This window comes from Saccharopolyspora sp. SCSIO 74807, assembly GCF_037023755.1.
Classification (GTDB): domain Bacteria; phylum Actinomycetota; class Actinomycetes; order Mycobacteriales; family Pseudonocardiaceae; genus Saccharopolyspora_C; species Saccharopolyspora_C galaxeae.
Genome location: NZ_CP146100.1, coordinates 1,389,874 through 1,412,160 on the forward strand (window position 1 = coordinate 1,389,874; position 22,287 = coordinate 1,412,160).

The 22,287-nt window shown below is 71.9% G+C and carries 20 protein-coding genes; 10 read left to right on the forward strand and 10 right to left on the reverse strand.

Annotation, left to right across the window (positions count from 1 at the left end; genetic code table 11):
• Positions 1–102: 102 nt before the first annotated feature.
• From V1457_RS06115 to ssd, 7 genes are all read right to left on the reverse strand, one after another.
• Complete coding sequence (locus V1457_RS06115) at positions 103–468, reverse strand: Rv3654c family TadE-like protein (protein ID WP_200068263.1); 366 nt, start codon at positions 466–468, stop codon at positions 103–105.
• A complete protein-coding gene (locus V1457_RS06120; protein WP_200068262.1) occupies positions 465–809 on the reverse strand; it encodes a TadE family type IV pilus minor pilin in 345 nt (114 codons plus the stop codon). The genes V1457_RS06115 and V1457_RS06120 overlap by 4 nt, the downstream gene beginning before the upstream one ends.
• An 86-nt stretch (positions 810–895) precedes the next feature.
• On the reverse strand, positions 896–1,036 hold the full coding sequence (locus tag V1457_RS06125; RefSeq protein WP_338601248.1) for a DUF4244 domain-containing protein: 141 nt from the start codon (positions 1,034–1,036) through the stop codon (positions 896–898).
• 235 nt (positions 1,037–1,271) lie between these two features.
• Positions 1,272–1,997 (reverse strand): type II secretion system F family protein, encoded by a 726-nt coding sequence (locus V1457_RS06130; protein ID WP_338601251.1) that lies wholly within the window; start codon positions 1,995–1,997, stop codon positions 1,272–1,274.
• Complete coding sequence (locus V1457_RS06135) at positions 1,994–2,833, reverse strand: type II secretion system F family protein (RefSeq protein WP_200068259.1); 840 nt, start codon at positions 2,831–2,833, stop codon at positions 1,994–1,996. Before V1457_RS06135 ends, V1457_RS06130 begins: the two co-directional genes overlap by 4 nt.
• A complete protein-coding gene (locus V1457_RS06140) occupies positions 2,827–3,996 on the reverse strand; it encodes a TadA family conjugal transfer-associated ATPase (protein WP_200068258.1) in 1,170 nt (389 codons plus the stop codon). Before V1457_RS06140 ends, V1457_RS06135 begins: the two co-directional genes overlap by 7 nt.
• Positions 3,993–5,105, reverse strand: coding sequence for a septum site-determining protein Ssd (ssd, locus tag V1457_RS06145; RefSeq protein ID WP_338601259.1), 1,113 nt, complete (start codon positions 5,103–5,105; stop codon positions 3,993–3,995). The genes V1457_RS06140 and ssd overlap by 4 nt, the downstream gene beginning before the upstream one ends.
• Before the next feature lie 607 nt (positions 5,106–5,712).
• On the opposite strand from ssd, the gene V1457_RS06150 reads away from it, so the two are divergent.
• From V1457_RS06150 to murQ, 6 genes are all read left to right on the forward strand, one after another.
• Positions 5,713–6,552 carry an HAD-IB family hydrolase gene (locus tag V1457_RS06150; RefSeq protein ID WP_200068256.1) on the forward strand — a complete coding sequence of 280 codons (840 nt, stop codon included), beginning with the start codon at positions 5,713–5,715 and terminating at the stop codon, positions 6,550–6,552.
• A gap of 504 nt (positions 6,553–7,056) precedes the next feature.
• The gene (locus V1457_RS06155) at positions 7,057–8,856 is read left to right on the forward strand and encodes a glycoside hydrolase family 3 N-terminal domain-containing protein (protein ID WP_338601266.1); all 1,800 of its coding nucleotides are present in this window, start codon (positions 7,057–7,059) and stop codon (positions 8,854–8,856) included.
• A 4-nt stretch (positions 8,857–8,860) separates the two neighbouring features.
• Positions 8,861–10,108 (forward strand): DUF1343 domain-containing protein, encoded by a 1,248-nt coding sequence (locus V1457_RS06160; protein WP_338601269.1) that lies wholly within the window; start codon positions 8,861–8,863, stop codon positions 10,106–10,108.
• A 33-nt stretch (positions 10,109–10,141) separates the two neighbouring features.
• On the forward strand, positions 10,142–11,890 hold the full coding sequence (locus tag V1457_RS06165; protein WP_338601272.1) for a serine hydrolase: 1,749 nt from the start codon (positions 10,142–10,144) through the stop codon (positions 11,888–11,890).
• A 185-nt stretch (positions 11,891–12,075) separates the two neighbouring features.
• Complete coding sequence (locus V1457_RS06170; protein ID WP_200068253.1) at positions 12,076–13,020, forward strand: MurR/RpiR family transcriptional regulator; 945 nt, start codon at positions 12,076–12,078, stop codon at positions 13,018–13,020.
• On the forward strand, positions 13,017–13,937 hold the full coding sequence (gene murQ / locus V1457_RS06175; RefSeq protein WP_338601277.1) for an N-acetylmuramic acid 6-phosphate etherase: 921 nt from the start codon (positions 13,017–13,019) through the stop codon (positions 13,935–13,937). Before V1457_RS06170 ends, murQ begins: the two co-directional genes overlap by 4 nt.
• A 69-nt stretch (positions 13,938–14,006) precedes the next feature.
• Here murQ and V1457_RS06180 read toward each other — a convergent pair whose 3' ends face one another.
• Both V1457_RS06180 and V1457_RS06185 read right to left on the reverse strand, forming a co-directional pair.
• Positions 14,007–14,942 carry a nucleoside hydrolase gene (locus V1457_RS06180; RefSeq protein WP_295144555.1) on the reverse strand — a complete coding sequence of 312 codons (936 nt, stop codon included), beginning with the start codon at positions 14,940–14,942 and terminating at the stop codon, positions 14,007–14,009.
• 134 nt (positions 14,943–15,076) lie between these two features.
• Positions 15,077–15,832 (reverse strand): oxidoreductase, encoded by a 756-nt coding sequence (locus tag V1457_RS06185; RefSeq protein ID WP_338601281.1) that lies wholly within the window; start codon positions 15,830–15,832, stop codon positions 15,077–15,079.
• A 216-nt stretch (positions 15,833–16,048) separates the two neighbouring features.
• Between V1457_RS06185 and V1457_RS06190 the strand changes: the two genes are divergently transcribed.
• The 4 genes from V1457_RS06190 to V1457_RS06205 all read left to right on the forward strand — a co-directional run bounded on the left by V1457_RS06190 (position 16,049) and on the right by V1457_RS06205 (position 20,955).
• On the forward strand, positions 16,049–16,486 hold the full coding sequence (locus V1457_RS06190) for a hypothetical protein (protein WP_200068249.1): 438 nt from the start codon (positions 16,049–16,051) through the stop codon (positions 16,484–16,486).
• A 495-nt stretch (positions 16,487–16,981) separates the two neighbouring features.
• A complete protein-coding gene (acs, locus tag V1457_RS06195) occupies positions 16,982–18,964 on the forward strand; it encodes an acetate--CoA ligase (RefSeq protein ID WP_338601284.1) in 1,983 nt (660 codons plus the stop codon).
• A gap of 152 nt (positions 18,965–19,116) precedes the next feature.
• Positions 19,117–20,334 (forward strand): Na+/H+ antiporter NhaA, encoded by a 1,218-nt coding sequence (nhaA, locus tag V1457_RS06200; RefSeq protein WP_338601287.1) that lies wholly within the window; start codon positions 19,117–19,119, stop codon positions 20,332–20,334.
• Positions 20,335–20,448: 114 nt separating this feature from the next.
• A complete protein-coding gene (locus tag V1457_RS06205; protein ID WP_200068246.1) occupies positions 20,449–20,955 on the forward strand; it encodes a phage holin family protein in 507 nt (168 codons plus the stop codon).
• 131 nt (positions 20,956–21,086) lie between these two features.
• On the opposite strand, the gene V1457_RS06210 is transcribed toward V1457_RS06205, so the two are convergent.
• Positions 21,087–22,274 (reverse strand): MarP family serine protease, encoded by a 1,188-nt coding sequence (locus V1457_RS06210; protein ID WP_200068245.1) that lies wholly within the window; start codon positions 22,272–22,274, stop codon positions 21,087–21,089.
• Positions 22,275–22,287 lie beyond the last annotated feature (13 nt).

Genomic DNA, 22,287 nt, shown 5'->3' on the forward strand with positions numbered 1-22,287 from the left:
GATATGCCGGGGTGGGCGTTCCCGGCCGCGCGACCACGGCAACCGGTCGCCGCCCGGGGACGTGTGACCGCTGAGCGCGCACCCGGAACACGCCACTCGCGTTCAGCGCGGTGCCGGCCCCGCCCTTGCCCTGGCGCTGACCTGGGATGAAAGCAACCCGGGCAGGGCGGAAGTGCGTTCTGCGACGATCACTCGCGCATCCGGGCCGGACAGTCGGCAGTCGAGCACGCTCGCGTGCATCCCGCGCGCCACCCGTTCCGCTTGCTCGCACGCCGCCGTGCCGCCCGCGGTGGCGTGCGATGCAGCGGCCAGCGCGGCGAGGTCGGCGGCCCCCTCCGCGCGATGCCTGGCCAGCACGGCGGAGCCGAGTGCCAGGCCGAACCCGAGGATGACCAGCAATCCGAGGATCAGCACCGCGGCGAGCACCGTGGCGACACCGGCATCCCGGCCGCCGGCACCGGTGCTCACCGCGCGGGCTCCGCCGGACCGGACCCGGCCGCACCCGGTTCCAGCACTGCCGCGGCTCGACTGGTCCACCACTGGGCGGGCAGGAAACCGACCACCGGTGGAGCGCTCACCTCGGTCGTCACCTGGTCGTCCCGAACGGAGATCGCCAAGCTCGCGCCCGGCGGGGCCAACCGCCGCACCGCTGCGTCGGCCTGCTCGCGATCTCCCCTGGACGCCAGCCGAGCGGCCTCGACCGCGGCGTCGGTGCACCGGACCTGCCCGAGCACCATGTTCATGGCGGTCAGCACGAGCACGAACACCGCTACGACCGCGCCCACGCCCAGGGCCGCCTCGACCGTCACCGCACCGCGGTCGGAAAAGGAATCCGGACTTCGCGCCGCCGGGACCGCCCGGCCGCCCGAACCGACCGGGAGCGCTCGCCGCGCGATCACGGGACACTGCCTTGCAATGCACGTTCGACCAGCCCGGTGAGCGCGGCCGTCACCGAGTCGCCGGTGACGACGGTGTAGAGCAGCGCTGCGAAAGCGGCCGCCGCCACGGTGCCGATGGCGTACTCGGCGGTGCTCATACCGCGGTCGCCGTGCAACAGCGTTCGAAGACTCCGCAATCGACGACGGCTGAGTCCGGAGCGGCTCGTGCGGCGATCGCCGGCAGGCACCGTGCAGCTGATCTTCGTGGGAATCGGGGTCATGCTCCCGCCTTTCTCGTGTTGTCGTTCGCCCGGCACCGCGCATCGCTTTTCGCGGCTTGCCGGGCCGGTTGTCGGCAACGAATGTCTCGCCGCACGACGGAATCCGGCCTGCTCACCAGGTCGCGGCGAGCCGCTGCACCATCCCCGCCACGACCGGAACCACGCCCAGGCACAGGAACGCGGGCAGGAAGCACAAGCCGAGCGGCGCGGTGATCCACACCCCGGCCTGCTGAGCTGCTGCTTGGGCTCGGTCGGCGACCGCGGTTCGCGCTTCGGCCGCCAGGCCGTCGGCGACCTCGGCCAACGCACTGCCGGTCCGCGCACTGCGGCGGGCCGCGCGGGCGAGTTCGGCGGTGCCGGGATGGCGAAGCGCCGGTTCCCACGCCGAGGCCGGGTCGGCCCCGAGTTCGAGCAGCCCCGCGACCTCGCGCAGCGCGGTACCCGCCGGACCAGCGAGTTCCGCGGCCACCGCCCGCACGAGCACGACCAGCGGCAGCCCTGCACGCATCCCGGCCGCCAGCAGATCCCACCCCGCGGCCAGCTCCAGCGGATCGGTGTCCGGCGGTCCGGCCCGAGCGCGAAGCACCAGCCAGAAGACGGCCGCAGCGAGCACCGCACCGGGAATCACCCCGGCGACGGCAGCGCCGAGGGCACCGGACGCAGCCGCAGCCACGGGAGCTCTGGCTCGTTCCGGCCATCTCGACAACAGCCGCGTGACGGAGTTCGGCTGCCCGGCAGCGGTAGCTTCGCCCCTCCGGCGCAGCACGGCGACCCGCGCCGATCGGACGGGCAACAACAGCAGCGCGACCGCGAGCAACACCGGTTCGAGGGCGCTCATGTCCGCACCACCGACTCGGTCAGCCGGACCGTCCACAGCACACCCGCGCACAGCAGTGCCACTCCGAGCACGAGCACGGCCTGCCCGAAGAGACCTCCGGTGAGCACCGCGAGCGGAGTCGCTCCCGAGACCTCCCCGAGCAGCAAGCCGAGCAACGGCAAACCCGCCAATACCGCGGCGGTGGCTCGCGGACCGGCCAGCTTCGCCTCGACCTCCCGCGCGAACGCCACTCGGTGCTCGAGATCGCGGCGCACCGCGTCCAGCAGCTCCGCCAGGGCGACGCCGTGACGTTCGGCCAACGCCCACGCTCTGCCGGCCCGTGCCAAGGGATCGACGGGCGCAGCTCGCTCGCCGAACCGGAACACGCGGCGATCCACCGCTTCGGCGCCCGCACCTGCTGCGGTGAGCACGGATGCGACGTCGCCGCCCATCCTTGCCGTGGTGGACAGGTCGCGGAACACGGCGGCGACCGGAAAATCCGCGTCCACGGCCGCCCCTTCCGCGGCGGCGGCCGGGTGCGACCCCGCTCGAAGCTCGGCGACCAGCAACCGGAATCCGGCCGCCAGCGCCGCCGAGCGCTGCAACCGCAGGCGGTACCCGCCGCGGGTACGCCACCACCACACGCCGAGCGCGGTCAGCGCACTCGCCGCCAGCAATCCGCCGACACCGGCGAGCAGCAGTCCGAGCAGCGCGGCGGCCGGAACCGCGCCGATCCGCAACGACGAAACCGGATTCCGGTGCGGCAGCGAAACTTCACGCCTGGGTAGCAGTCGGTGGTGCGCCCGCAGGTCCGGCCATCCGAGCAACGCCGCGGCAGGCAGCAGCAGAGTCAGCACGGCGCCGCACCTCCCCGCGAACGGATCAGCCCGGCGAGTTCCGAACGCCCCTCGATCCAACCGTCGTCGCACCGCCAGGCCGGCACGACCGACACTCGGTCCCGTTCACGGCGCAACACACCGATCGCGGCCAACTGCCTGCCGCGATCGGCGCTGCGGCGCACGTGCAGCACCACCTGCACGGCGGCGGCCAGCTGGCTGTGCAACGCCTCCCGGGCCATACCGCCCAGCGCGGCCAGGGCCTCCATCCGGGCCGGAACCTCTTCCGGGGAGTTGGCGTGCACGGTCCCTCCACCGCCTTCGTGGCCGGTGTTCAACGCGGCGAGCAGTTCGCACACCTCCGCGCCGCGCACCTCGCCGACGATCAACCGGTCCGGGCGCATCCGCAGGGACTGCCGCACCAGATCCCGCATCCGCACCTCACCGGCTCCCTCCACGTTCGCGGGCCGGGTCAGCAGCCGGACGACGTGCGGATGCCGCGGGCGGAGCTCACCCGCTTCCTCCACGCAGACGATCCGCTCAGCCGCGGAAACCTCGCCGAGCAGCGCGGCCAGCAGGGTCGTCTTCCCGGCGCCGGTGCCGCCGGTCACGAGCAAGGCCAGCCTCGCCCGCACGATCGAGCGCAGCACCGCGCCCAGTTCCGGCGAGAACGTGCCCATCCGCAGCAGCGCATCCACCCCGTGCGAGGCGGGCCGCAGAATCCGCAACGACAAGCACGTCCCGTTCACGGCGATCGGCGGCAGCACCGCGTGCATCCGGACCGCTTCGCCCGCACCGGCTCCGGGAAGCCAGCCGTCGACCCACGGTTGCGCTTCGTCCAACCGCCTGCCGGTGGCCACGGCGAGCCGTTGCGCGAGCCTGCGGACCGCCTCCTCGTCCGAGAACGTCACCGCGGAGCGGCACAACCCGTCGCCGCGGTCCACCCAGACCTCGTCCGGTGCGGTCACCAGTACGTCGGTGACTTCCGGATCGCGCAGCAGCGGCTCGACCACGCCGGTACCGAGGAATTCTTGTTGCAGCGACCGCAAAGCGGTGAGCAGGTCGGCGTCCGCCACCGGACCGCCCGCTTCCTCGCGCACCGCGGCCGCCACCGCCGAAGGGCTCACCGGCGTGCCGCCGCCAGCGAGGCGGTTGCGCACCCGCTCGATCAAGTCGGTGTTCATGACGCCACCCGTTCCGGGGCTCGCTGATCATCCAAGGTCTCGAGGACTTCCGCCGCTGCTCTGGCCGTCGCTCCCCGGCTGCTCGCCCGCGTCCCGCACAGTCCCGCTTTGTCGACGGCTCCCGGCAGACCCGCCTGCGTTCGCAGCACCGCGAGCACCGGCGCGCCCACCGCAAGCTCGATGTCGCGCACGCGGAGCCCGGCGGGCGCAGGCCCGCGGATCACCAGCCGCACCGGTGCGGAAGCGCGTTCCCGCAGGACCCGCAGCCGGCTCGCCGCGGCCGCGCACGCCCGGACCTGCGCGGGCACGACCAGGACGGTCAGATCGGCGGCGCGCAGCACCGCGCAAGCAGGCTCGGACAGATCCCGCGGGAGATCGCACACGACCGTTTCACCGCCCCGGCGACCGGCGGCGAGCACGGCTTGCACCGACGGCGCGGTGAGTCCGCTGGCCGCGCCGTCTCGGTCGCAGGAGAGCACGGTGAGCGCGCCGGAACCGACCCGCTGTCCCGGTAGCGCCTCCCGCAGCGCACCGGCCGCCACGCGGCCACCGCTGATCGCCAGTCCGGACCAGCGCAACCCCTGCGTGCGCTCCACACCGACGGTCAGGTCCAACCCGCCGCCGAGCGGGTCGCAGTCGAGCAGCAACGCGCGGTCGCCGCGGCGTGCCGCGACGACGGAGACCGCCGCGGCCAACGTGGAGGCACCCGCGCCGCCGGTTCCGCCGAGCACGGTGAGCACCCGTCCTGCGCCGGACGCGGGAGCGTCGACGGCCTCGGCGAGCAGCTCGACGAGTTGCGCTTCCTGCTCGGGCAACTGCAGCACCGCGTCCGCGCCGATCTCGAACGCGGACCGCCACCGCTCCGCTCGCTGCGTGCGGGAGACCAGCAGGACCGCTGATCTTCGCGGCATACCGGCCGCGGCAGCACGAGCCGCCGTGCGGTCGTCGAGCAGCACCAGCGGCGCTTCGCGCCAGAGTTGCCCCGTCTCCGCCGGGTCGGCGCGACGCCGCAGGTCGCAGCCCGCGACGGCGGTCAACCGAGTGATCTCCGCGGCCAGGTCGTCGTCCTGGCTGACGAGCAGTGGTGGTGCGGTGGTCGAGGTGGGCATGCCGGCACCCGTTCCGGTCGCAGGGCTCGCGGGAGGAATTCGCCGGGACCGGCGGAATTCCCGCTCGACGTCCACGTTGCAGCGGCCGGGCGGCGGCGCCCAGACCGAATTCCGGAATCTGTGGATGGACCGGCACCTTGTGGACAACTTCTTCACCCGATTAAGCGATCAACCGTGAAGGGTTCACCGGAAATGGCCCGACCAGCGCAGGGAGCCGAAAAGAAGTGCCCGCGCACCGCGGAAACTACTTGAAGCCTGGAATAATTTGCTCGGAAACCGTCCGCACCGGACGCGGCCGGGAACATCGCCCCCGACAATGCGGACGACCCCCGCCAGGGGGAGGACGGGGGTCGCCGAGAGTTCAGCTCCGGGGGGTCGAGCTGAACCCGTCCGGTTCCCGGACCCCCATACTCTAGCGCCCGGTCTCCCCCACTCGCGTCCCGTCCATTAGGACGAACATAAGCATCCTGTCGCGCCTTCTGGAAACGCCACGCCCGATCCACTGCCCGAACGTGGCGAGAACTCACTGCAACGAGCCGAAGTCGGCCACTCGCAGTGAAGCAGGCCCGCGCGCCGCGCATCGCCCGCCGCGCCGGGGTCCGGTCGTATGCTGTGCGACGTGACAGCGCCCGCGAACCCCCCGACCGCCACCGGACCCCGGACGGCGGCATTCTTCGACCTGGACAAAACGGTCATCGCCAAATCGAGCACGCTCGCATTCAGCAGGCCGTTCTTCCAGGAAGGTCTCATCAACCGCCGGGCGGTGCTGAAAAGCGCCTACGCACAATTCGTTTTCATGCTGGCAGGCGCGGACGCCGACCAGATGGACCGGATGCGCGCGCACATCACCTCGCTGTGCACCGGCTGGGACGTCGAGCAGGTCAACGCGATCGTCGAGGAGACCCTGCACGACATCGTCGATCCGCTCGTCTACAAGGAAGCCACCCAGCTCATCGCCGAGCACAAGGAACAGGGCCACGACATCGTGGTGCTGTCGGCCTCCGGCGAAGAAGTGGTGGCGCCGATCGCGAAACTGCTCGGCGCAACGCATTCCGCCGGAACCCGGATGGTCGTCGCCGACGGCCGCTACACCGGTGAGGTCGAGTTCTACTGCTCGGCGGGGAACAAGGCCGCCGCGGCCCGCGACCTCGCCGAGCGCTACGGCTACGACCTGCGGGATTGCCACGCCTATTCGGATTCGGTGACGGACCTGCCGCTGCTGGAAGCGGTGGGCCACCCGACGGTGGTCAACCCGGATCGCGGGCTGCGCAGGCACGCCGCGCAACGCGGCTGGCCGTCGCTGGCGTTCGAGCAGCCGGTTTCGCTGCGCGCGCGCTTCCCCACGCCTTCGCGCGCGGCAGTGACGGCGGCCGGCGTCGGCATGGGCGCGGTCGCCGCGGCCGGAGCGGCCTGGTGGGGTCTGCGCTACTGGCGCAGGCACCGCTGAACGCAGCGAAATCCCAGGTGATCGAGGCCGTCCGCGACCGATTCAGAGACCTTGCAGCGGCCAGGGGCGGCCGACTACAAAGGAATTGCGGACCCTGGCTCGGCCAGGGGCGACGCGTAGGAGAAGCGGCGCTCCCCCTGAACCGGGCTCCGTGCGTGCGGACGGAGCACCCACGCGCAGCCGCCACGAGAGGCTGAAACGTCGACCGGGTTGCGTACCGGGACGCCGGACGCCTAGCCCAAGAGTTACGACACTTGTTGCACGCTTGGTAACCCGTCCGTTCACGCAAGACGGCGCCTGCCTGCCGGCGGGCGCCGTCGTTCGTGCGCAGCGAAATCCGCGCGAAACGTGCGCGGCCTGCCGGTGAATGTCGTTGACCGGGCTCAGCACGGTGGGTAACTTCCGAATCCCATCCGCGTTGTCGTGGAGGACTTTCCACCCGAGCCCACTGGACGACCCCACGAAGACGTCCGGGACCGTGGGCGAGCAGCCCCAGGAGGTTCCGTGGGCTCGAACCGTTCGCGCCGCCTCGTGGCGGTGCTGATCAGCGCAGCGGCGGTGGTGACGATCGGCGGCGGTTCGTCCGCGGGCGCGCAGCCACCGGAAGTGCGGCACAGCGAGGTCGACCCCGCCGTCACCGAGAAGGTGCGGGCGATGAGCCTCGAGGAGAAGGTCGGCCAGCTGTTCGTCACCTACGCCTATGGCCGCGACGCGGACACCCCGCACCCGCAGAACCGCGAGGAGTTCGGCGTGGACACCCCGGCGCAGGTGGTGCAGCGCTACCACCCGGGCGGGCTGATCCACTTCAGCTGGACCGACAGCCTGTACGAACCGCGGCAGATCGCCGAGCTGTCCAACGGCGTGCAGCGGGCGGCTACCTCCTCCGGTGCCGGAATACCGCTGCTGATCTCCACCGACCAGGAGCAGGGCCAGGTGAGCAGGCTGCCGGAACCGGTCACGCAGCTGCCGGGGAACCTGGCGCTCGGCGCCGGCCGCAGCGCGGCCGACACCGGCCTGTCCGCGCGGATCACCGGCGAAGAGATGCGCGCGATGGGCCTCAACCAGGACTTCGCGCCCAGCGGCGACGTCAACGTGAACCCGGCCAACCCGGTGATCGGGGTGCGTTCGTTCTCGTCCGACCCGCAGCTGGCGGCGCGGCTGACCGGAGCGGCCGTGCACGGTTACCAGGACCCGGGCGCCGCCGGCGTGTCGGCGGCCGCCAAGCACTTCCCCGGGCACGGGGACACCAACCAGGACAGCCACACCGACCTGCCGGTCATCGAGCACACCCGCGAGCAGTGGGAACGGCTGGACGCTCCGCCGTTCCGGGAGGCGATCGAGGCGGGCACGGACGCGGTGATGAGCGCGCACATCGTGGTGCCGAACCTGGATTCCTCCGGTGAGCCCTCGACGCTGTCACCGACGGTGCTGACCGGGATGCTGCGCGACGAGCTGGGCTACAAGGGCGTGATCACCACGGACTCCCTGCAGATGGACGGGGTGCGGGCGAAGCACCCGGACGCCGAGATCCCGGTGCTGGCGTTGCGGGCGGGCGCGGATCAACTGCTGATGCCGCAGAACCTCCAGGTCGCGATCGACGGGGTGCTGGACGCGGTCCACACCGGCGCGCTGACCGAGGACCGCATCGACGCGAGCGTCGAACGGATCCTCGAGATGAAGCGCAAGCGCGGCGTGCTGGACGCGCCGTTCGTGGACACCGGCCGCGTGGACCGGGTCGTCGGCAGCCGGGAGCACGCGCAGCAGGCGCAGCGGATCACCGACCGGACCACGACGCTGCTGCGCAACGACGCCGGTCAGCTCCCGATGCGGCAGAAGCCCGGGAAGATGCTGGTCACCGGCGCCGGAGAGGACGCGACCGGGGCACTGGCGGATCGCGTGCGGGCGCGCGGGCCGCAGGCGACCTCGCTACCGACGGGGAAGGCACCGACCCAGCAGCAGATCTCGCAGGCGGTGCAGGCCGCGAAGGGCAACGACGTGACGGTCGTGCTGACCAACGCGGCGTGGGACGCGGACAACGCCGCCCAGCAGGAGCTCGTGCGCGCGTTGCAGCGGGCGAACGTGCCGGTGGTCGCCGCGGCCGTGCGGGATCCGTACGACGCCGCGTACGCCGAGCAGGTGCCGACCTGGCTGGCGACGTACTCGGACAAGCCGGTGGCGATGGAATCGCTGGCGAAGGTGCTGTTCGGCGAGATCGCTCCGCAGGGCAAGCTGCCGGTCCCGGTGCCGGATCCGGACGGCGCGGGTGCGGACCGCTTCCCGCTCGGACACGGATTGAGCTGGTAGTGCGATGCCGCTGAGCAGGAGGAGTTTGCTGGCTTCCACGGCGCTGTCGGCGCCGCTGGTGGGCGCCGGTGCCGCGTGCGCGGCCCCGCAGCAGGAGCGGATCGACGGCGGCGCGGTGCGCACCGGCGCGGACGTGCTGGCCGCGCAGAACTGGCAGCCGCTGACGGGCAGCCGGGTCGGACTGATCACCAACCCGACGGGCGTGCTGGCTTCCTTGCAGCACATCGTCGATGCGATGCACGCGTCCGGTGCGGTGGACATCGCCGCCGTGTTCGGTCCCGAGCACGGTTTCCGCGGCACCTCGCAGGCCGGTGGCTCCGAGGGGAACGTGACCGATCCGCGCACCGGCCTGCCGGTCTACGACGCCTACGGCGCGAACGCGGACGAGCTGGCCCGCATGTTCGGCAAGGCCGGTGTGCAGCGCGTGGTGTTCGACATCGCCGACGTCGGCGCCCGCTTCTACACCTACGTGTGGACCATGTACACCGCGATGCGCGCAGCCGCGCGCACCGGCGCCGAGTTCGTCGTGCTGGACCGGCCGAACCCGATCGGTGCGCAAGTGGCGGGTCCGCGGCTGGACATGCGGTTCGCCTCCGGTGTCGGTGCGCTGCCGATCGCGCAGCAGCACGGCATGACGCTCGGCGAGCTTGCCCGCATGTTCGACGCCGAGTACCTCGACCCGCCGCTCGGCCAGCGGCTGTCGGTGGTGCGCGCCGAAGGATGGCGCGGTCGTGCCGCGGGCTCGGCGTTGCCGTGGGTGCCGCCGAGCCCGAACATGCCGACGCCGGACACCGCGATGGTGTACCCGGGCACCGGGCTGTTCGAGGGCACCGTGCTGTCCGAGGGGCGCGGCACCACGCACCCGTTCGAGATCATCGGGGCGCCGGGGATCGATTGGCGCTGGGCGGACGAGCTGAACGCCGCCGGGCTGGAGGGTCTCCGCTTCCGGGAGACCTACTTCGTGCCCGAGTTCGGCAAGCACGCCGGCGCCACCTGCGGCGGCGTGCAGCTGCACCGCGGCGGAGAGGTCGACGCGATCCGCATCGCGATCACCATGCTGGTCACGGCGAAGCGGCTGTTCGGCCCGGTCTTCGGCTGGCGCCCGGACGGCATGATCGACAAGCTGGCCGGCACCGACCGGGTCCGCACCATGGTCGACGCGGGCGCGGGCGTGGACGAGATCGTCGGCTCGTGGGACGCGGAACTGGCCGAGTTCCGGCGCCTGCGGGAGCGTTTCCTGCTGTACCGGTGAGCGCGTGCTCATTGCTGACGAGGGTGGGTCTTGATGCGCGGAACGCTGTTGGCTCTGGTCCTCACGGCGATCACGGCGACGGCCGCGGGACCGGCGTGCGCTTCGCCGCCGGTCGGCGCGGGCGGCCGCTTCGACCGCCCGCAGGACGGGTTCTCCTCCGCGGAGACCGTGCTGCGGCCGGGTTCCCCGGAGCAGGCCGGGCTCGCGGCGGCGCCGATCGATGACGCGCTGCGACGGATCGGGGCTTGGACGGGGCCGACGCCGGGGCGCGAGCACCCGATGTTCGCCGGTGCGGTGGCGCTGCTGGCCCACGACGGCGTGGTGGTGCGGCACGAGGCGTTCGGCAAGGAGGTCCGCTACTCCGACGCGCAGGGCACCGAGCTGCCGCCGCAGCAGCAGGAGCCGATGCGCCCGGACACGATCTTCGACGTGGCGTCGCTGACGAAGCTGTTCACCTCGATCGCGGTGCTGCAGCAGGTCGAGGACGGCGACGTGGACCTGGACACCCCGGTGGCGCACTACCTGCCGGAGTTCGGCGGCCAGGGCAAGCAGTCGATCACCGTCCGGCAGCTGCTCACGCACACCTCCGGGCTGCCGTCCGAGGTGCAGCTGTGGAAGCTGCCCCCGCAGGAGCGGATCCCGCACGTGATGCGGCTGAGCCCGGAGAAGCCGCCGGGAACGGCTTACCAGTACTCCGACCCGAACTTCATCACCCTGGGCGTGCTGGTGTCCCGGATGGCCGATGCGCCGCTGGACCAGGTGGTCCGCGAACGCATCACCGGGCCGCTGGGCATGGACGACACCGGCTACAACCCGCCGCCGAGCGAGCTGCACCGCATCGCGGCGACCGAGTTCCAGACCGAGCCCCCGCGCGGCATGGTCCGCGGCGAGCCGCACGACGAGAACGCCTGGTCGCTGGGCGGCGTGGCCGGTGAAGCGGGCTTGTTCTCCACCGCGCACGACCTGGGCGTGCTCGGGCAGGCGCTGGTCAACGGCGGCGGTTACGGCGAGCAGCGGATCCTGCAGCCGGAGACGGTCGAGCGGATGCTGACCGACTACAACGGCGCGTTCCCCGGCGACGGGCACGGTTTGGGCTTCGAACTGGACCAGCGCTGGTACATGGCCGGGCTGAGCGGCCCGCGCACGGCCGGGCACACCGGTTTCACCGGTACTTCGCTGGTGCTGGACCCGGACTCGCGTTCGGTGGTGGTGCTGCTGACCAACCGGGTGCACCCGACGCGGGAATGGGGCTCGAACAACCCGGCGCGGGAGGCGATCGCGCAGGCGATGGCGGAGGCGCTGGCGGTGCGCCCGGAGCGCGGGTCGGAGTCGTGGGGCGCGCCCGCGGCGGCTCCGGCGACGTTGCGCACCCGGGACCTCGGGCCGGTGGCCGGGCAGGCGGAGGTGTCGTTCGACGCTTTCGTGGACACCCAGCGGGATCCGGACGGCGCCGACCCGCTGCTACTGGAGTCCAGTGTGGACGGCGGGGCGAGCTGGCGGCCGGTGCCGGTGACCGCGAACGGGCCGGGTGCACCGGAAGGGCCGCAGCAGTCGCTGGCCGGATCGGGCCACCGCGCGTGGTGGCAGGTGCGCGGCACCGTGGACGCTCAGCCCGGCCAGCACGTCCAGGTGCGCTGGCGCTACGCGCCGGACAAGCAGTACACCGGGCGGGGCGTGCTGGTCGACGGAATCTCGGTGGCCGACCGGGACCGCACGCTGCTCGACGGCGAGCGCGAGCCGCAGGGCTTCGACCCGCGGGGCTGGGCGCCGGTGCACCGCTGAGCCCGCGCGGACTCGGCGCCGTTGGCCCACGAAGGTGATCGGCGCACCGCCGCACGGTGCAACCCGATTCCCGGTGCGAACCGTCCTGTCCACGGCGGGCGCGGCCCGCCGGCCCCGCCCGAACCTCGGCCGACCCGGAGACACCCGCATTGACCTGCACAGATCGCGGTTAGTAAGTTTCCCACATGGCCGTTGACGACAGCTCGTCCGAAGCCGGGGACGGCAGTCCCCTCGTGCGGATCCGCTCGCTGCTCCCGGGGCTGGCCAGAGCCGAGCAGCGGGTCGCGGGCATCGTGCTCGCCGATCCCGCCTCCATCGCCCGGCGCAGCATCACCGAGGTCGCCGAAGCGGCGGGCACCAGCGAAACCACCGTCACCCGGTTCTGCAAGGCGATCGGCGTCGGCGGGTATCCCGACCTGCGCATCGCGCTGGCCGCGGACACCGCCCGCACCTCCGAACGCGACCGCGACCTCGGCGGCGACATCGAACCGGACGACGACCTGGCGCAGATCATCGAGAAGGTCGCCTACGCGGACGCGAAAGCCGTCGAGGAAACCGCCGGACAGCTCGACGCCGAAGCGCTCGCCGCGGTCGTCGACGCCGTCGCGCGGGCCCGCCGGATCGACGTCTACGGCGTCGGCGCCAGCGCCTTCGTCGCGCTCGACCTGCAGCAGAAGCTGCACCGCATCGGCCTGACCTGCTTCGCGTGGTCGGACACGCACACCGCGCTGACCTCGGCGGCGCTGCTGCGCGACGGCGACGTGGCCATCGGCATCTCGCACACCGGAGCCACCTCCGAGACGGTGGAGGCGTTGCGGGAGGCCGGGCGGCACGGGGCGGTCACCGCCGCGCTGACCAACTTCAGCCGTTCGCCGATCACCGAGATCGCCGGGAACGTGCTGACCACGGCGGTGCGCGAGACGACCTACCGCTCCGGGGCGATGGCGAGCAGGCTCGGCCAGCTCACCGTGATCGACTGCCTGTTCATCGGGGTGGCGCAACGGCACATCGACGACACGAAGGCAGCGCTGGAAGCCACCTACGCGGCCGTCGACGGGCACCGGCTCGGTGCCCGCCCGGATCGCCGCAGGCATCCGGACCGGCCCAGGAACGAGGAGGACGCTGGATGACCCGCGATCCGCAGCCGCCCGCGCGGGTGAACGCCCCGACGGAACGGACCAACGAGCGCACCAGGGACATCGACCTGCTGCCGACGCTGGACATCCTGCACGTGCTCAACGCCGAGGACCGCACCGTGCCGGAGGCGGTCGGCCGGGCGCTGCCGGAGCTGGCCCGCGCGGTGGACCTGGCGGTGACCGCGCTGCGCTCCGGCGGACGGGTGCACTACGTGGGCGCGGGCACCTCCGGGAGGCTCGCGGTGCTCGACGCCGCCGAGCTGATCCCGACCTACAACGTGCCCGCGGACTGGGTGGTGGCGCACCAGGCCGGTGGCAGCGGCGCCTTCCAGAAGGCCGTGGAGAACGCCGAGGACGACACCGATTCCGGTGCCGCGCTGGTCGATTCGCAGGTCACCGGTTCGGACTTCGTGCTAGGGCTGACCGCCTCCGGCCGCACGCCGTACGTCATGGGAGCGCTGCAGGCGGCCCGGCGGGCCGGGGCGGGCACGGCGCTGATGTCGGCGAACCCGGAGTCGGCGGGCACCGCCCCGGCGGACGTGGTGATCGCGGTGGACACCGGGCCGGAACCGATCGCGGGCTCCACCCGGATGAAGGCGGGCACCGCGCAGAAGCTGGTGCTGACCTCGTTCTCCACCGCGGTGATGATCCGGATGGGCCGCACCTACTCGAACCTCATGGTCAGCATGCTGGCCACGAACGCGAAGCTGCGCGGCCGGACCGTGGCGATCCTGCGCGAGGCCACCGACGCGTCCGAGCAGGAGTGCGCTCGCGCGCTCGGCGACGCGGGCGGTGACTTGAAGACGGCGCTGGTGCACCTGCTGACCGGCTCCGACGTGGAGCGGTCCGCGGCGGCGCTGGCGGTCTCGGACGGCCGGGTGCGGGACGCGCTGCGCTCGCTGACGCGCTGAGCCGAATCTCTGAGCGAACGGACCGGGCGAACGGACCGTCTGACCAATCTGGCCGGACGAACAGTCCGTTCACTCCGGTAGTTCGGCGGCGACCCGCTCGAAGGCGGTGAGCACGCGGTTCCAGAAGGCTTCGGTGTCGAGCACCGTCGCCACGTCCGCGTTGCAGCGCTCGGCGGGCGCGTCGAAGTCGGTCACCGTCATGCCCGAGGTGAACCGGCCGTGCGTCTCCACGTCCACCCGCGCGGGCACGGTGCTCAGCAACCCCGGATCGAGCACGTGCGCGACGGCGCAGGCGTCGTGGACCGCGGGACCTTCGGCGCGGTACTGCCGGTGCTGTGCGTAGAAGTCCAGGATCGGCGAAAGCAGTTCCGCCTCGAGCCGCCCGAGCGCACCGAACCGCTCGCGCACTTCGGCGGTGGCGCGGGCCTGCGCGGTCAGGTCCAGCCCGACCATGGTGGTGCGCCAGCCCGCGTCGAACGCGACGGCCGCGGCCTCCGGGTCGGCGAGCACGTTGAACTCCGCCGCCGGATTGCGGTTCCCGCGGGTGTAGGAGCCGCCCATGACGACGAACTCGCGCGCCCACTCGACGATCCTGGGCTCCTTGCGCACCGCCAGCGCGATGTTGGTCAGCGGACCGATCGCGACCAGCGAGATCTCGCCGGGCGCGGCGGCCAGCTCGTCGACTATTCGATCCACGGCGTGGCCGTCGATCGCCCGTGCCGTGGCCGCGGGCAGCACCACGCCCCCGAGCCCGTTGCCGCCGTGCACGTCGCCGGCCGTCAGCGCTTCGCGAACGAGCGGGCGGCCCGCGCCGGCCGCGATCGGCACGTCCATCCCGTAGAAGTCCGCCAGGCACAGGGCGTTGTTCGTGGTGTGCGGCAGGCCGACGTTGCCCGCCACGGTGGTCACGCCGACGACGTCCAGTTCCGGGCTGCCGTGCGCGAGCGCCAGCGCCAGCGCGTCGTCGATGCCCGGATCGCAGTCGATCAGGACCTTCTTCGGCATTTCGCTCCCGTCGGTTCTTCGGGGTCGGTGCGCGCGTCGGTCGACCAGCGGTTCCGTCGCGGTGCGGATGCACGCTTCCGGACGCGTGTGCGGTCAGCGGCTGCCGCGGCGGAGCCGCTCGAAGCCGGCCCTCATCAGGACTCCACGGCGTCGGCGATGGACTTCGCCTCCCGCGCGCCGGTTTCCAGCGCGGTGCAGCAGTGCACGATCCACTTCGCGACGCCGTCCGGCTCTCCGGAGGCGAAACCTTCGGCGGCCGCGACGTAGTCGGGCTGCCGCCGGAAGTAGGCGACCTCCGGCACCACCAGCCCCTTCGGGTCCAGCCCGCTGCCGATCATGCTCAGCCGCGCCGCCGCGCGCGCCACGATGCCGTCGACCTCGCCGAACGCGGACAGCGCGAGCAGCTCGCCGTGCACCACGGCGGCCTGCACCGGACCGGGCACGAGCCCCTGCGACTTGCCGCCCGCGTCCGCGACGACCTGCGCGAGCAGGTCCAGCCGCGCGGAGACCGCCGGGTCCTCCCGCGGGCGGCCCAGCCGTTCCTGATCGTCCGCCAGGTCCGCGGCGGCCAGCACGTGCAGCCGTGCGAGGGCTTGCATCGGGGCGCGCTGCCAGGTCGGCAGCAGCGGCCCGAGCGCTTCGGCGACCCGCAGCGAACCGGCCAGCAGCGGATCGGTGACCTCGCCGCTGTCCGGGATCTCGGCCGCCCCGCCCGCGACCGCCGCCGAAGCGCGCGCCGCGCGCACCGAGGCCTCCGCGCTGGTGGCGGGCCAGCCGCGGCGGTTCGCCGGGTGCTCGTGGATCTCGTCGATGGCCGCCCGCGCGGCGGTCACGGCGTCCTGCACGCCGGGCAGCTCCAGCAGGGGGAGCAACGACTCTTGCGCGTTCACGCCGCCGGACGCTACCCGGTCGGCCGCGGCCGGAGCGCACAACCCGGACCGGGCAAGGGCACCACAAGCACCGCTCGGGATCGAAAACGGCGCGTGCGGGAAATCCCTCAGCAGCAAATCCGCGGCAACGAATTTGGGCCCGACGATGAACCTCCGACGCAGCCGGGCGTCCACCGGACGGAAAACGAAATGCGCATCCCATCCAAGGAGACAACAATGCGCGGCCTCGCCATCGCCGGTTCCATTCTCGCCGCCGGCATTTCCCTGTCCGCCTGCACCGGAATGGTGGACTCCGGAAGTACGAGCATGGCTGCTTCGGCGTCCGGCTCGCACCAGGGCGAAGCGAACCAGATCCCCGGACCGACGAAGAACGACATCGACCAGGGCGGGACCCAAGGCCCCGACGGCGGCTTCTGGGAGGTCTACGCCCGCCAGAGCGACGAGGGATTCGCGGGCGCCGAGGAATCCATGAACACCATCAACGCCTACTTCAACACCGACCCGGCGGAGTTGGTGGGCGCCGACAAGTACGCCAAGGACGTCTACCAGGGCTTCGACTGCCACCTGAGCACCGTGCAGGAAACCGGCGCCCAGGCCGTCGACTGCTTCGACGACCAGAACATCTCGATCATCGCCACGACGCAGGCGGGCTGACCCGCAGCCCCGATCCGTCCGGACGGGTTCCGAGAACCCCGCCCCGGGACACCCCGGCAGGGGGAACACGTTCACCGCGCGGCCGATTCCGAACCCGCCCGCGATGTTTCCGGGAATTGCCCGCGACCAGCAGCAGCGGGATGCGCGCGGGACGGGGGTCCGCGCCGCTGACGCGCGGCGAACGGGCGAGCGAGTCGCCGCGGACCGGAAACCGTCGGCAGGCGAACCGATACCGGAAGGCACCCTCCCGGCTGGTGCCTTCCGGTTTCCTGCACGATCCGGTCTCGATAGGCCCATCGCACCCGGAACGCAACGGACAAGTTGATGCAACTTTCGTCACAGCGCACTGCGATGCACGGACGGTAAGCTGCTGATCTCATCGCGTCCGCCACCAGATCGGCCGGACCCGCCCGCGAACCCCTGTCGGCGTGAGCCGGATCGCACTACGGTCTACCCGACACGAAAGGCGCCCCTTGAGCTGGGAGGTTCCCCGCGATGAGTCAGCCCGACGGGCAAAGCAACACCCTGGACAACCTGCTCACCGAGAGCAGGACCTTCCCCCCGCCGCAGGAGTTCGCTGCCGCGGCCAACGCCACGTCGGAGATGTACGACCAGGCCGCGGCCGACCGCGAAGGCTTCTGGGCGAAACAGGCAGAGCACCTGCACTGGGACACCGAGTGGTCGCAGGTGCTGGATTGGTCCGACGCACCGTTCGCGAAGTGGTTCGTCGGCGGCAAGCTCAACGTCGCCTACAACTGCGTGGACCGGCACGTCGACGAGGGCAACGGCGACCGGGTCGCGATCCATTGGGAAGGTGAACCCGGCGACAGCCGCCGGATCACCTACGCGGAGCTGCAGCGCGAGGTCTCCCGCACCGCGAACGCGCTGTCCGAGCTCGGCGTCGGCACCGGTGACCGGGTGGCGATCTACCTGCCGATGCTGCCCGAGGCCGTGTTCTCGATGCTGGCCTGCGCACGGCTCGGCGCCCTGCACAGCGTCGTGTTCGGCGGCTTCTCCGCCGAGGCGCTGCGCTCCCGGATCAACGACGCGCAGGCGAAGGTCGTCATCACCTGCGACGGCCAGTACCGCCGCGGCAAGGCCGCCCCGCTGAAGGCCAACGTGGACGAGGCCGTGCAGGGCACGCCGAGCATCGAGCACGTGCTCGTGGTCCAGCGCACCGAGTCCGAGGTGCACTGGGACGACAGCCGGGACAAATGGTGGCACGACGTGGTCCCCCGGCAGTCCGACAACCACAGCCCGCAGGCGTTCGACTCCGAGCACCCGCTGTTCATCCTCTACACCTCGGGCACCACCGGGAACCCGAAGGGCATCCTGCACACCTCCGGCGGCTACCTCACGCAGGCCGCCTACACGCACCGCAACGTCTTCGACCTGAAGCCGGGGTCGGACGTGTACTGGTGCACCGCCGACATCGGCTGGGTCACCGGGCACACCTACATCGTGTACGGCCCGCTGGCCAACGGCGCTTCGCAGGTGATCTACGAGGGCACCCCGAACACGCCGCACGAGGGCAGGCACTGGGAGATCGTGCAGAAGTACGGCGTTTCGCTGTACTACACGGCGCCGACCACGATCCGCACGTTCATGAAGTGGGGCTCGGAGTTCCCCGCCAAGTACGACCTCTCGACGCTGCGGGTGCTGGGCTCGGTCGGCGAGCCGATCAACCCGGAGGCGTGGATGTGGTACCGCGAGCACATCGGCGGCGGCACCGCGCCGATCGTGGACACCTGGTGGCAGACCGAGACCGGCGCGATCATGATCTCGCCGCTGCCCGGGGTGACCGCCACCAAGCCCGGTTCGGCGCAGGTACCGCTGCCCGGCATCTCGGCGAAGGTGGTCGACGAGTCCGGCGCGGACGTCGGCCCCGGCGGCGGTGGGCTGCTGGTGCTGGACCAGCCGTGGCCGTCGATGCTGCGCGGCATCTGGGGCGATGACCAGCGGTTCAAGGACACCTACTGGTCGAAGTTCGCCGACCTCGGCTACTACTTCGCGGGTGACGGGGCGAAGTACGACGAGGACGGCGACCTCTGGCTGCTGGGCCGGGTGGACGACGTCATGAACGTCTCCGGGCACCGCATCTCCACGACCGAGGTGGAGTCCGCGCTGGTGTCGCACCCGACGGTGGCCGAGGCCGCGGTGGTCGGCGCCAAGGACGCCACGACCGGCGAGGGCATCGTCGCGTTCGTGATCCTGCGCGGCAACGCCGCGGACGAAGCCGGTGGCGAGGCCGCGATGCAGGCGCTGCGCGACCACGTCACCCGCGAGATCGGGCCGATCGCCAAGCCGCGGCAGATCATGGTCGTGCAGGAGCTGCCGAAGACCCGCTCCGGCAAGATCATGCGCAGGCTGCTGCGGGACGTCGCGGAGAACCGGGAGGTCGGCGACGTGTCCACGCTGGCCGACTCCTCGGTGATGGACCAGATCTCGAAGGGCATCAGCAAGTCCGCGGAGGAGTGATCCGCTGACCCGAGTGCAGGCCCCTTCGCGACCGAGGGGGCCTGCACTCTGCGGTCGGCCGCGAGCTGAAGTGCTGCTGTTAGGGTCTTGCCAGGGTGTGCCGGGAAGTCTGGTCGGCGTGGTGTGACCGCGTACGTCCAGGAGGCCGGCCGATGACCGAACCCGACAACGACCAGTCGCCCCGCGGACGCGTCCGGGCCAGGGCGTTCGACTTCGGGGAGTACCTGCGGACCGAGACGGTCGGCGGCATGGTGCTGCTGGCGGCGACCGCCATCGCGCTGATCGCGGCGAACTCGCCTGCCGGCGGGCTCTACCAGGCGGTGCGCGACTTCCAGCTCGGGCCGCACGCGCTGCACCTGGACCTGAGCATCGGCGAGTGGGCCAAGGACGGCCTGCTGGCGATCTTCTTCTTCGTCGCGGGCCTGGAGCTCAAACGCGAACTGGTCGTCGGCGAACTCGCCGACCGCAAGCGGGCGCTGCTGCCGGTGCTGGCCGCGCTGGGCGGCATGATCGTGCCCGCGGTGCTCGCCTTCGCGATCGGGCACGGCGCCCCCGGCGCCGGACAGGCGTGGGCGATCCCGGTGGCCACCGACATCGCGTTCGCGCTCGGGGTGCTGTCGCTGACCGGGTCGGGGATGCCGACGGCCGCGCGGGTGTTCCTGCTCAGCCTCGCCGTGGTGGACGACCTCGGGGCGATCGTCGTGATCGCGGTGCTGTTCACGCAGGGATTGAACCTGCTGGCGCTGCTGGCGGCCGTCGTGCTGTGCGCGGCCTACTGGTTCGCCCAGCACAAGCGGATCAGTACCGCCTACCTCTACGTCCCGCTGGCGCTGGCCACGTGGATCGCGGTGCACAGCAGCGGCATCCACGCCACGATCGCCGGTGTCGCGCTCGGCCTGCTGACCCGCGTCAAGCGCGACCCGGACGAGGACGCTTCGCCGTCGATGCGGCTGGAGCACCGGCTGCAGCCCTGGTCGGCCGGGCTCGTGGTGCCGGTGTTCGCGTTCTTCGCCGCCGGGGTTCCGGTGGACGCCGCAGCGCTCGGCGAGATGTTCCAGGACCGGGTCGCGGTCGCGGTGATGGCCGGACTGTTCGTCGGGAAGTTCATCGGCATCCTCGGCACCTCGTTCGCCGCGGTGAAACTGGGCCTTGCCGCCTCCCCGACCGGCGTGACCTGGCGGGACATGGCGGCGCTGGCGATGCTCGGCGGGGTCGGCTTCACGGTGAGCCTGCTGATCGCCGAACTCTCGCTGGCCGGTGACGCCGCCGAACGCGCCAAGGCCGCCGTGCTGCTCGCCTCCGCCCTCGCCTCCCTCGCCGCATCGGCGATGCTGCTGCGCCGCCGCGGCACGCGGCGAGACGGCGCCTGAGAGGTCGCGCCGAGCGATCACCTCGGCAAATCGAGTTCACCGACGAGCACCGAGATCACCCACCGGTAACACCGAGCGAGTCTCGCTCGGTTGCCGGTCGGGCCGCGTGGCACGATGGCGGGCGTGAACGCCCAGAAGAACCAGCAAGGCAGCAGCGACAGCGCCGCGGCGTCGGCCGTCACGTCCCTCCCGCTGTCCGAGGAGGGCACCGGCGCGGGCGGCGAGCAGTCCGTCGGCACGCTCGTGCGGGACGCGACTACGCACTTGTCGACCCTGGTGCGCGGCGAGATCGAACTCGCCAAGACCGAAATCACCGGTGAGGTCAAGAAGGGCGTCAAGGGCAGCGTCTTCTTCATCCTCGCGCTGGCCGTGCTCGCGTTCAGCATGTTCTTCCTGTTCTTCACGCTCGCCGAAGGGCTGCACGCGCTCGGGATCTGGCGGTGGGCGTCGTTCGGGATCACCTTCCTGCTGATGCTGCTGGTGGCCGGCGTGTTCGGGCTGCTCGGCTACCGGCGGGTGCGCAAGATCCGGGCACCGAAGCGCACCATCGCCACGCTCAAGGACACCAAGCAGCTGGCGCAGCGACGCGGCCAATCCGAGGAACAAGCCATCGAAAGCTAGCCGCTGTTCGGGAAGTGGTCCGGGTCCGCGGGCACCGCAAGCCGTGACTCCGCTCGCTGAACTGAACCCGGCCGCAGCCGACGAAACCGCCCGGTCCCGCACGTGGACCGGGCGGTTTTTCGCGCCCGGGCTCAGCCCGCGGTGCACTCCCCCGTGGACACCGGGGTGTTCAGCGCGGAGGCTTGCGCGACCTCGTCGGACACCTCGTCGGCGGTCAGCGCGAACCCGGTGTCCGGATCGTCCACGGCCGCGCCGAACACGACGCCGACGACGTCGCCCTCCGCGTCGATCAGCGGACCGCCCGAGTTCCCGCTCTGCACCTTCCCGCGCACCGTGTACACGTCGCGGACCACGGTGTTGCCGTCGTAGATGTCCGGGCCGCGCAGGTTGATCCGCTCGCGCACCCGGCCTGCGGCGGCCGTGTACGGCCCGTCCAGCGGGTAGCCGAGCGCGATCGCGTTGCCGCCGGGCGGCACCTCGGAGCGGTCCAACGGCATCGCGTCCGCGTCCAGGTCCGGCACCGACAGCACCGCAACGTCCGTGGACGGGTCGAACAGCACCACTTCCGCGTCGAACTGGCCGCGGCCGACCTCGATCGACACCCGGTCGGTGCCCGCGACGACGTGCGCGTTGGTCATCACCCGGTGCGGCGCGACCACGAAACCGGTGCCCTCCAGCGCCCGCGCGCACGAGGACGCGCGGCCGCGGACCTTCACCACGCTGGTCTGCGCGTTGCGCACCACGTCGCTGGAGGCCAGCGCCGGATCCGGCGGATCGATCGCGGCCACCGGGGTCTGCGAGAACGGTTCCAGCGCGTCCGGGAAGCCGCTGACCCCGAGCATCCGGCGCAGCTCGTCCGGCAACGACTTCACCGCCGCCGGCATCACCGAATCCACCGTGCGCAGCACCGAGGACCGGGTGATCGACGAAGCCAGCCCCGGCATCGCCGAAGCGGACGTGAACGGCAGCGCCACCAGCCACGCCACCACGAACACGGCCGCGCACTGCAGCACCGCGCCGAGCACGTTGTCCACGCCGGTCAGCTTCGCCGAGGTGATCCGGTCGCGCAGCTCCCGCCCGGCCCACATGCCGAACGTCTCGCCGAAGGCCACCAGCAGCACCACGATGCCCACGCCGAACCCGACCCGGGCCGGTTGGCTGTCCAGCCGCTCCAGCAGCAGCGGCGCCACCCGCAACCCCACGATCGCCCCGACGAACACGCCGAGGAACGAGAACAGGGCCGTGACCAGGCCGTTGCGCGCGCCGGACACGGCGGCCAGCAACGCCAGCGCCACCACCAGCAGATCGACCCAGTTCACCGAGCTCCCTTCG

Excerpts from the sequence above, each read along its gene's own strand:
- V1457_RS06150 (WP_200068256.1), top strand. The coding sequence starts at position 5,713 with ATGCTGTGCGACGTGACAGCGCCCGCGAACCCCCCGACCGCCACCGGA.
- V1457_RS06140 (WP_200068258.1), bottom strand. The coding sequence starts at position 3,996 with ATGAACACCGACTTGATCGAGCGGGTGCGCAACCGCCTCGCTGGCGGC.
- murQ (WP_338601277.1), top strand. The coding sequence starts at position 13,017 with ATGACCCGCGATCCGCAGCCGCCCGCGCGGGTGAACGCCCCGACGGAA.
- V1457_RS06125 (WP_338601248.1), bottom strand. The coding sequence starts at position 1,036 with ATGAGCACCGCCGAGTACGCCATCGGCACCGTGGCGGCGGCCGCTTTC.
- V1457_RS06205 (WP_200068246.1), top strand. The coding sequence starts at position 20,449 with ATGGCGGGCGTGAACGCCCAGAAGAACCAGCAAGGCAGCAGCGACAGC.
- V1457_RS06180 (WP_295144555.1), bottom strand. The coding sequence starts at position 14,942 with ATGCCGAAGAAGGTCCTGATCGACTGCGATCCGGGCATCGACGACGCG.
- V1457_RS06190 (WP_200068249.1), top strand. The coding sequence starts at position 16,049 with ATGCGCGGCCTCGCCATCGCCGGTTCCATTCTCGCCGCCGGCATTTCC.
- nhaA (WP_338601287.1), top strand. The coding sequence starts at position 19,117 with ATGACCGAACCCGACAACGACCAGTCGCCCCGCGGACGCGTCCGGGCC.
- V1457_RS06160 (WP_338601269.1), top strand. The coding sequence starts at position 8,861 with ATGCCGCTGAGCAGGAGGAGTTTGCTGGCTTCCACGGCGCTGTCGGCG.
- V1457_RS06165 (WP_338601272.1), top strand. The coding sequence starts at position 10,142 with ATGCGCGGAACGCTGTTGGCTCTGGTCCTCACGGCGATCACGGCGACG.
- ssd (WP_338601259.1), bottom strand. The coding sequence starts at position 5,105 with ATGCCCACCTCGACCACCGCACCACCACTGCTCGTCAGCCAGGACGAC.
- V1457_RS06130 (WP_338601251.1), bottom strand. The coding sequence starts at position 1,997 with ATGAGCGCCCTCGAACCGGTGTTGCTCGCGGTCGCGCTGCTGTTGTTG.
- acs (WP_338601284.1), top strand. The coding sequence starts at position 16,982 with ATGAGTCAGCCCGACGGGCAAAGCAACACCCTGGACAACCTGCTCACC.
- V1457_RS06170 (WP_200068253.1), top strand. The coding sequence starts at position 12,076 with ATGGCCGTTGACGACAGCTCGTCCGAAGCCGGGGACGGCAGTCCCCTC.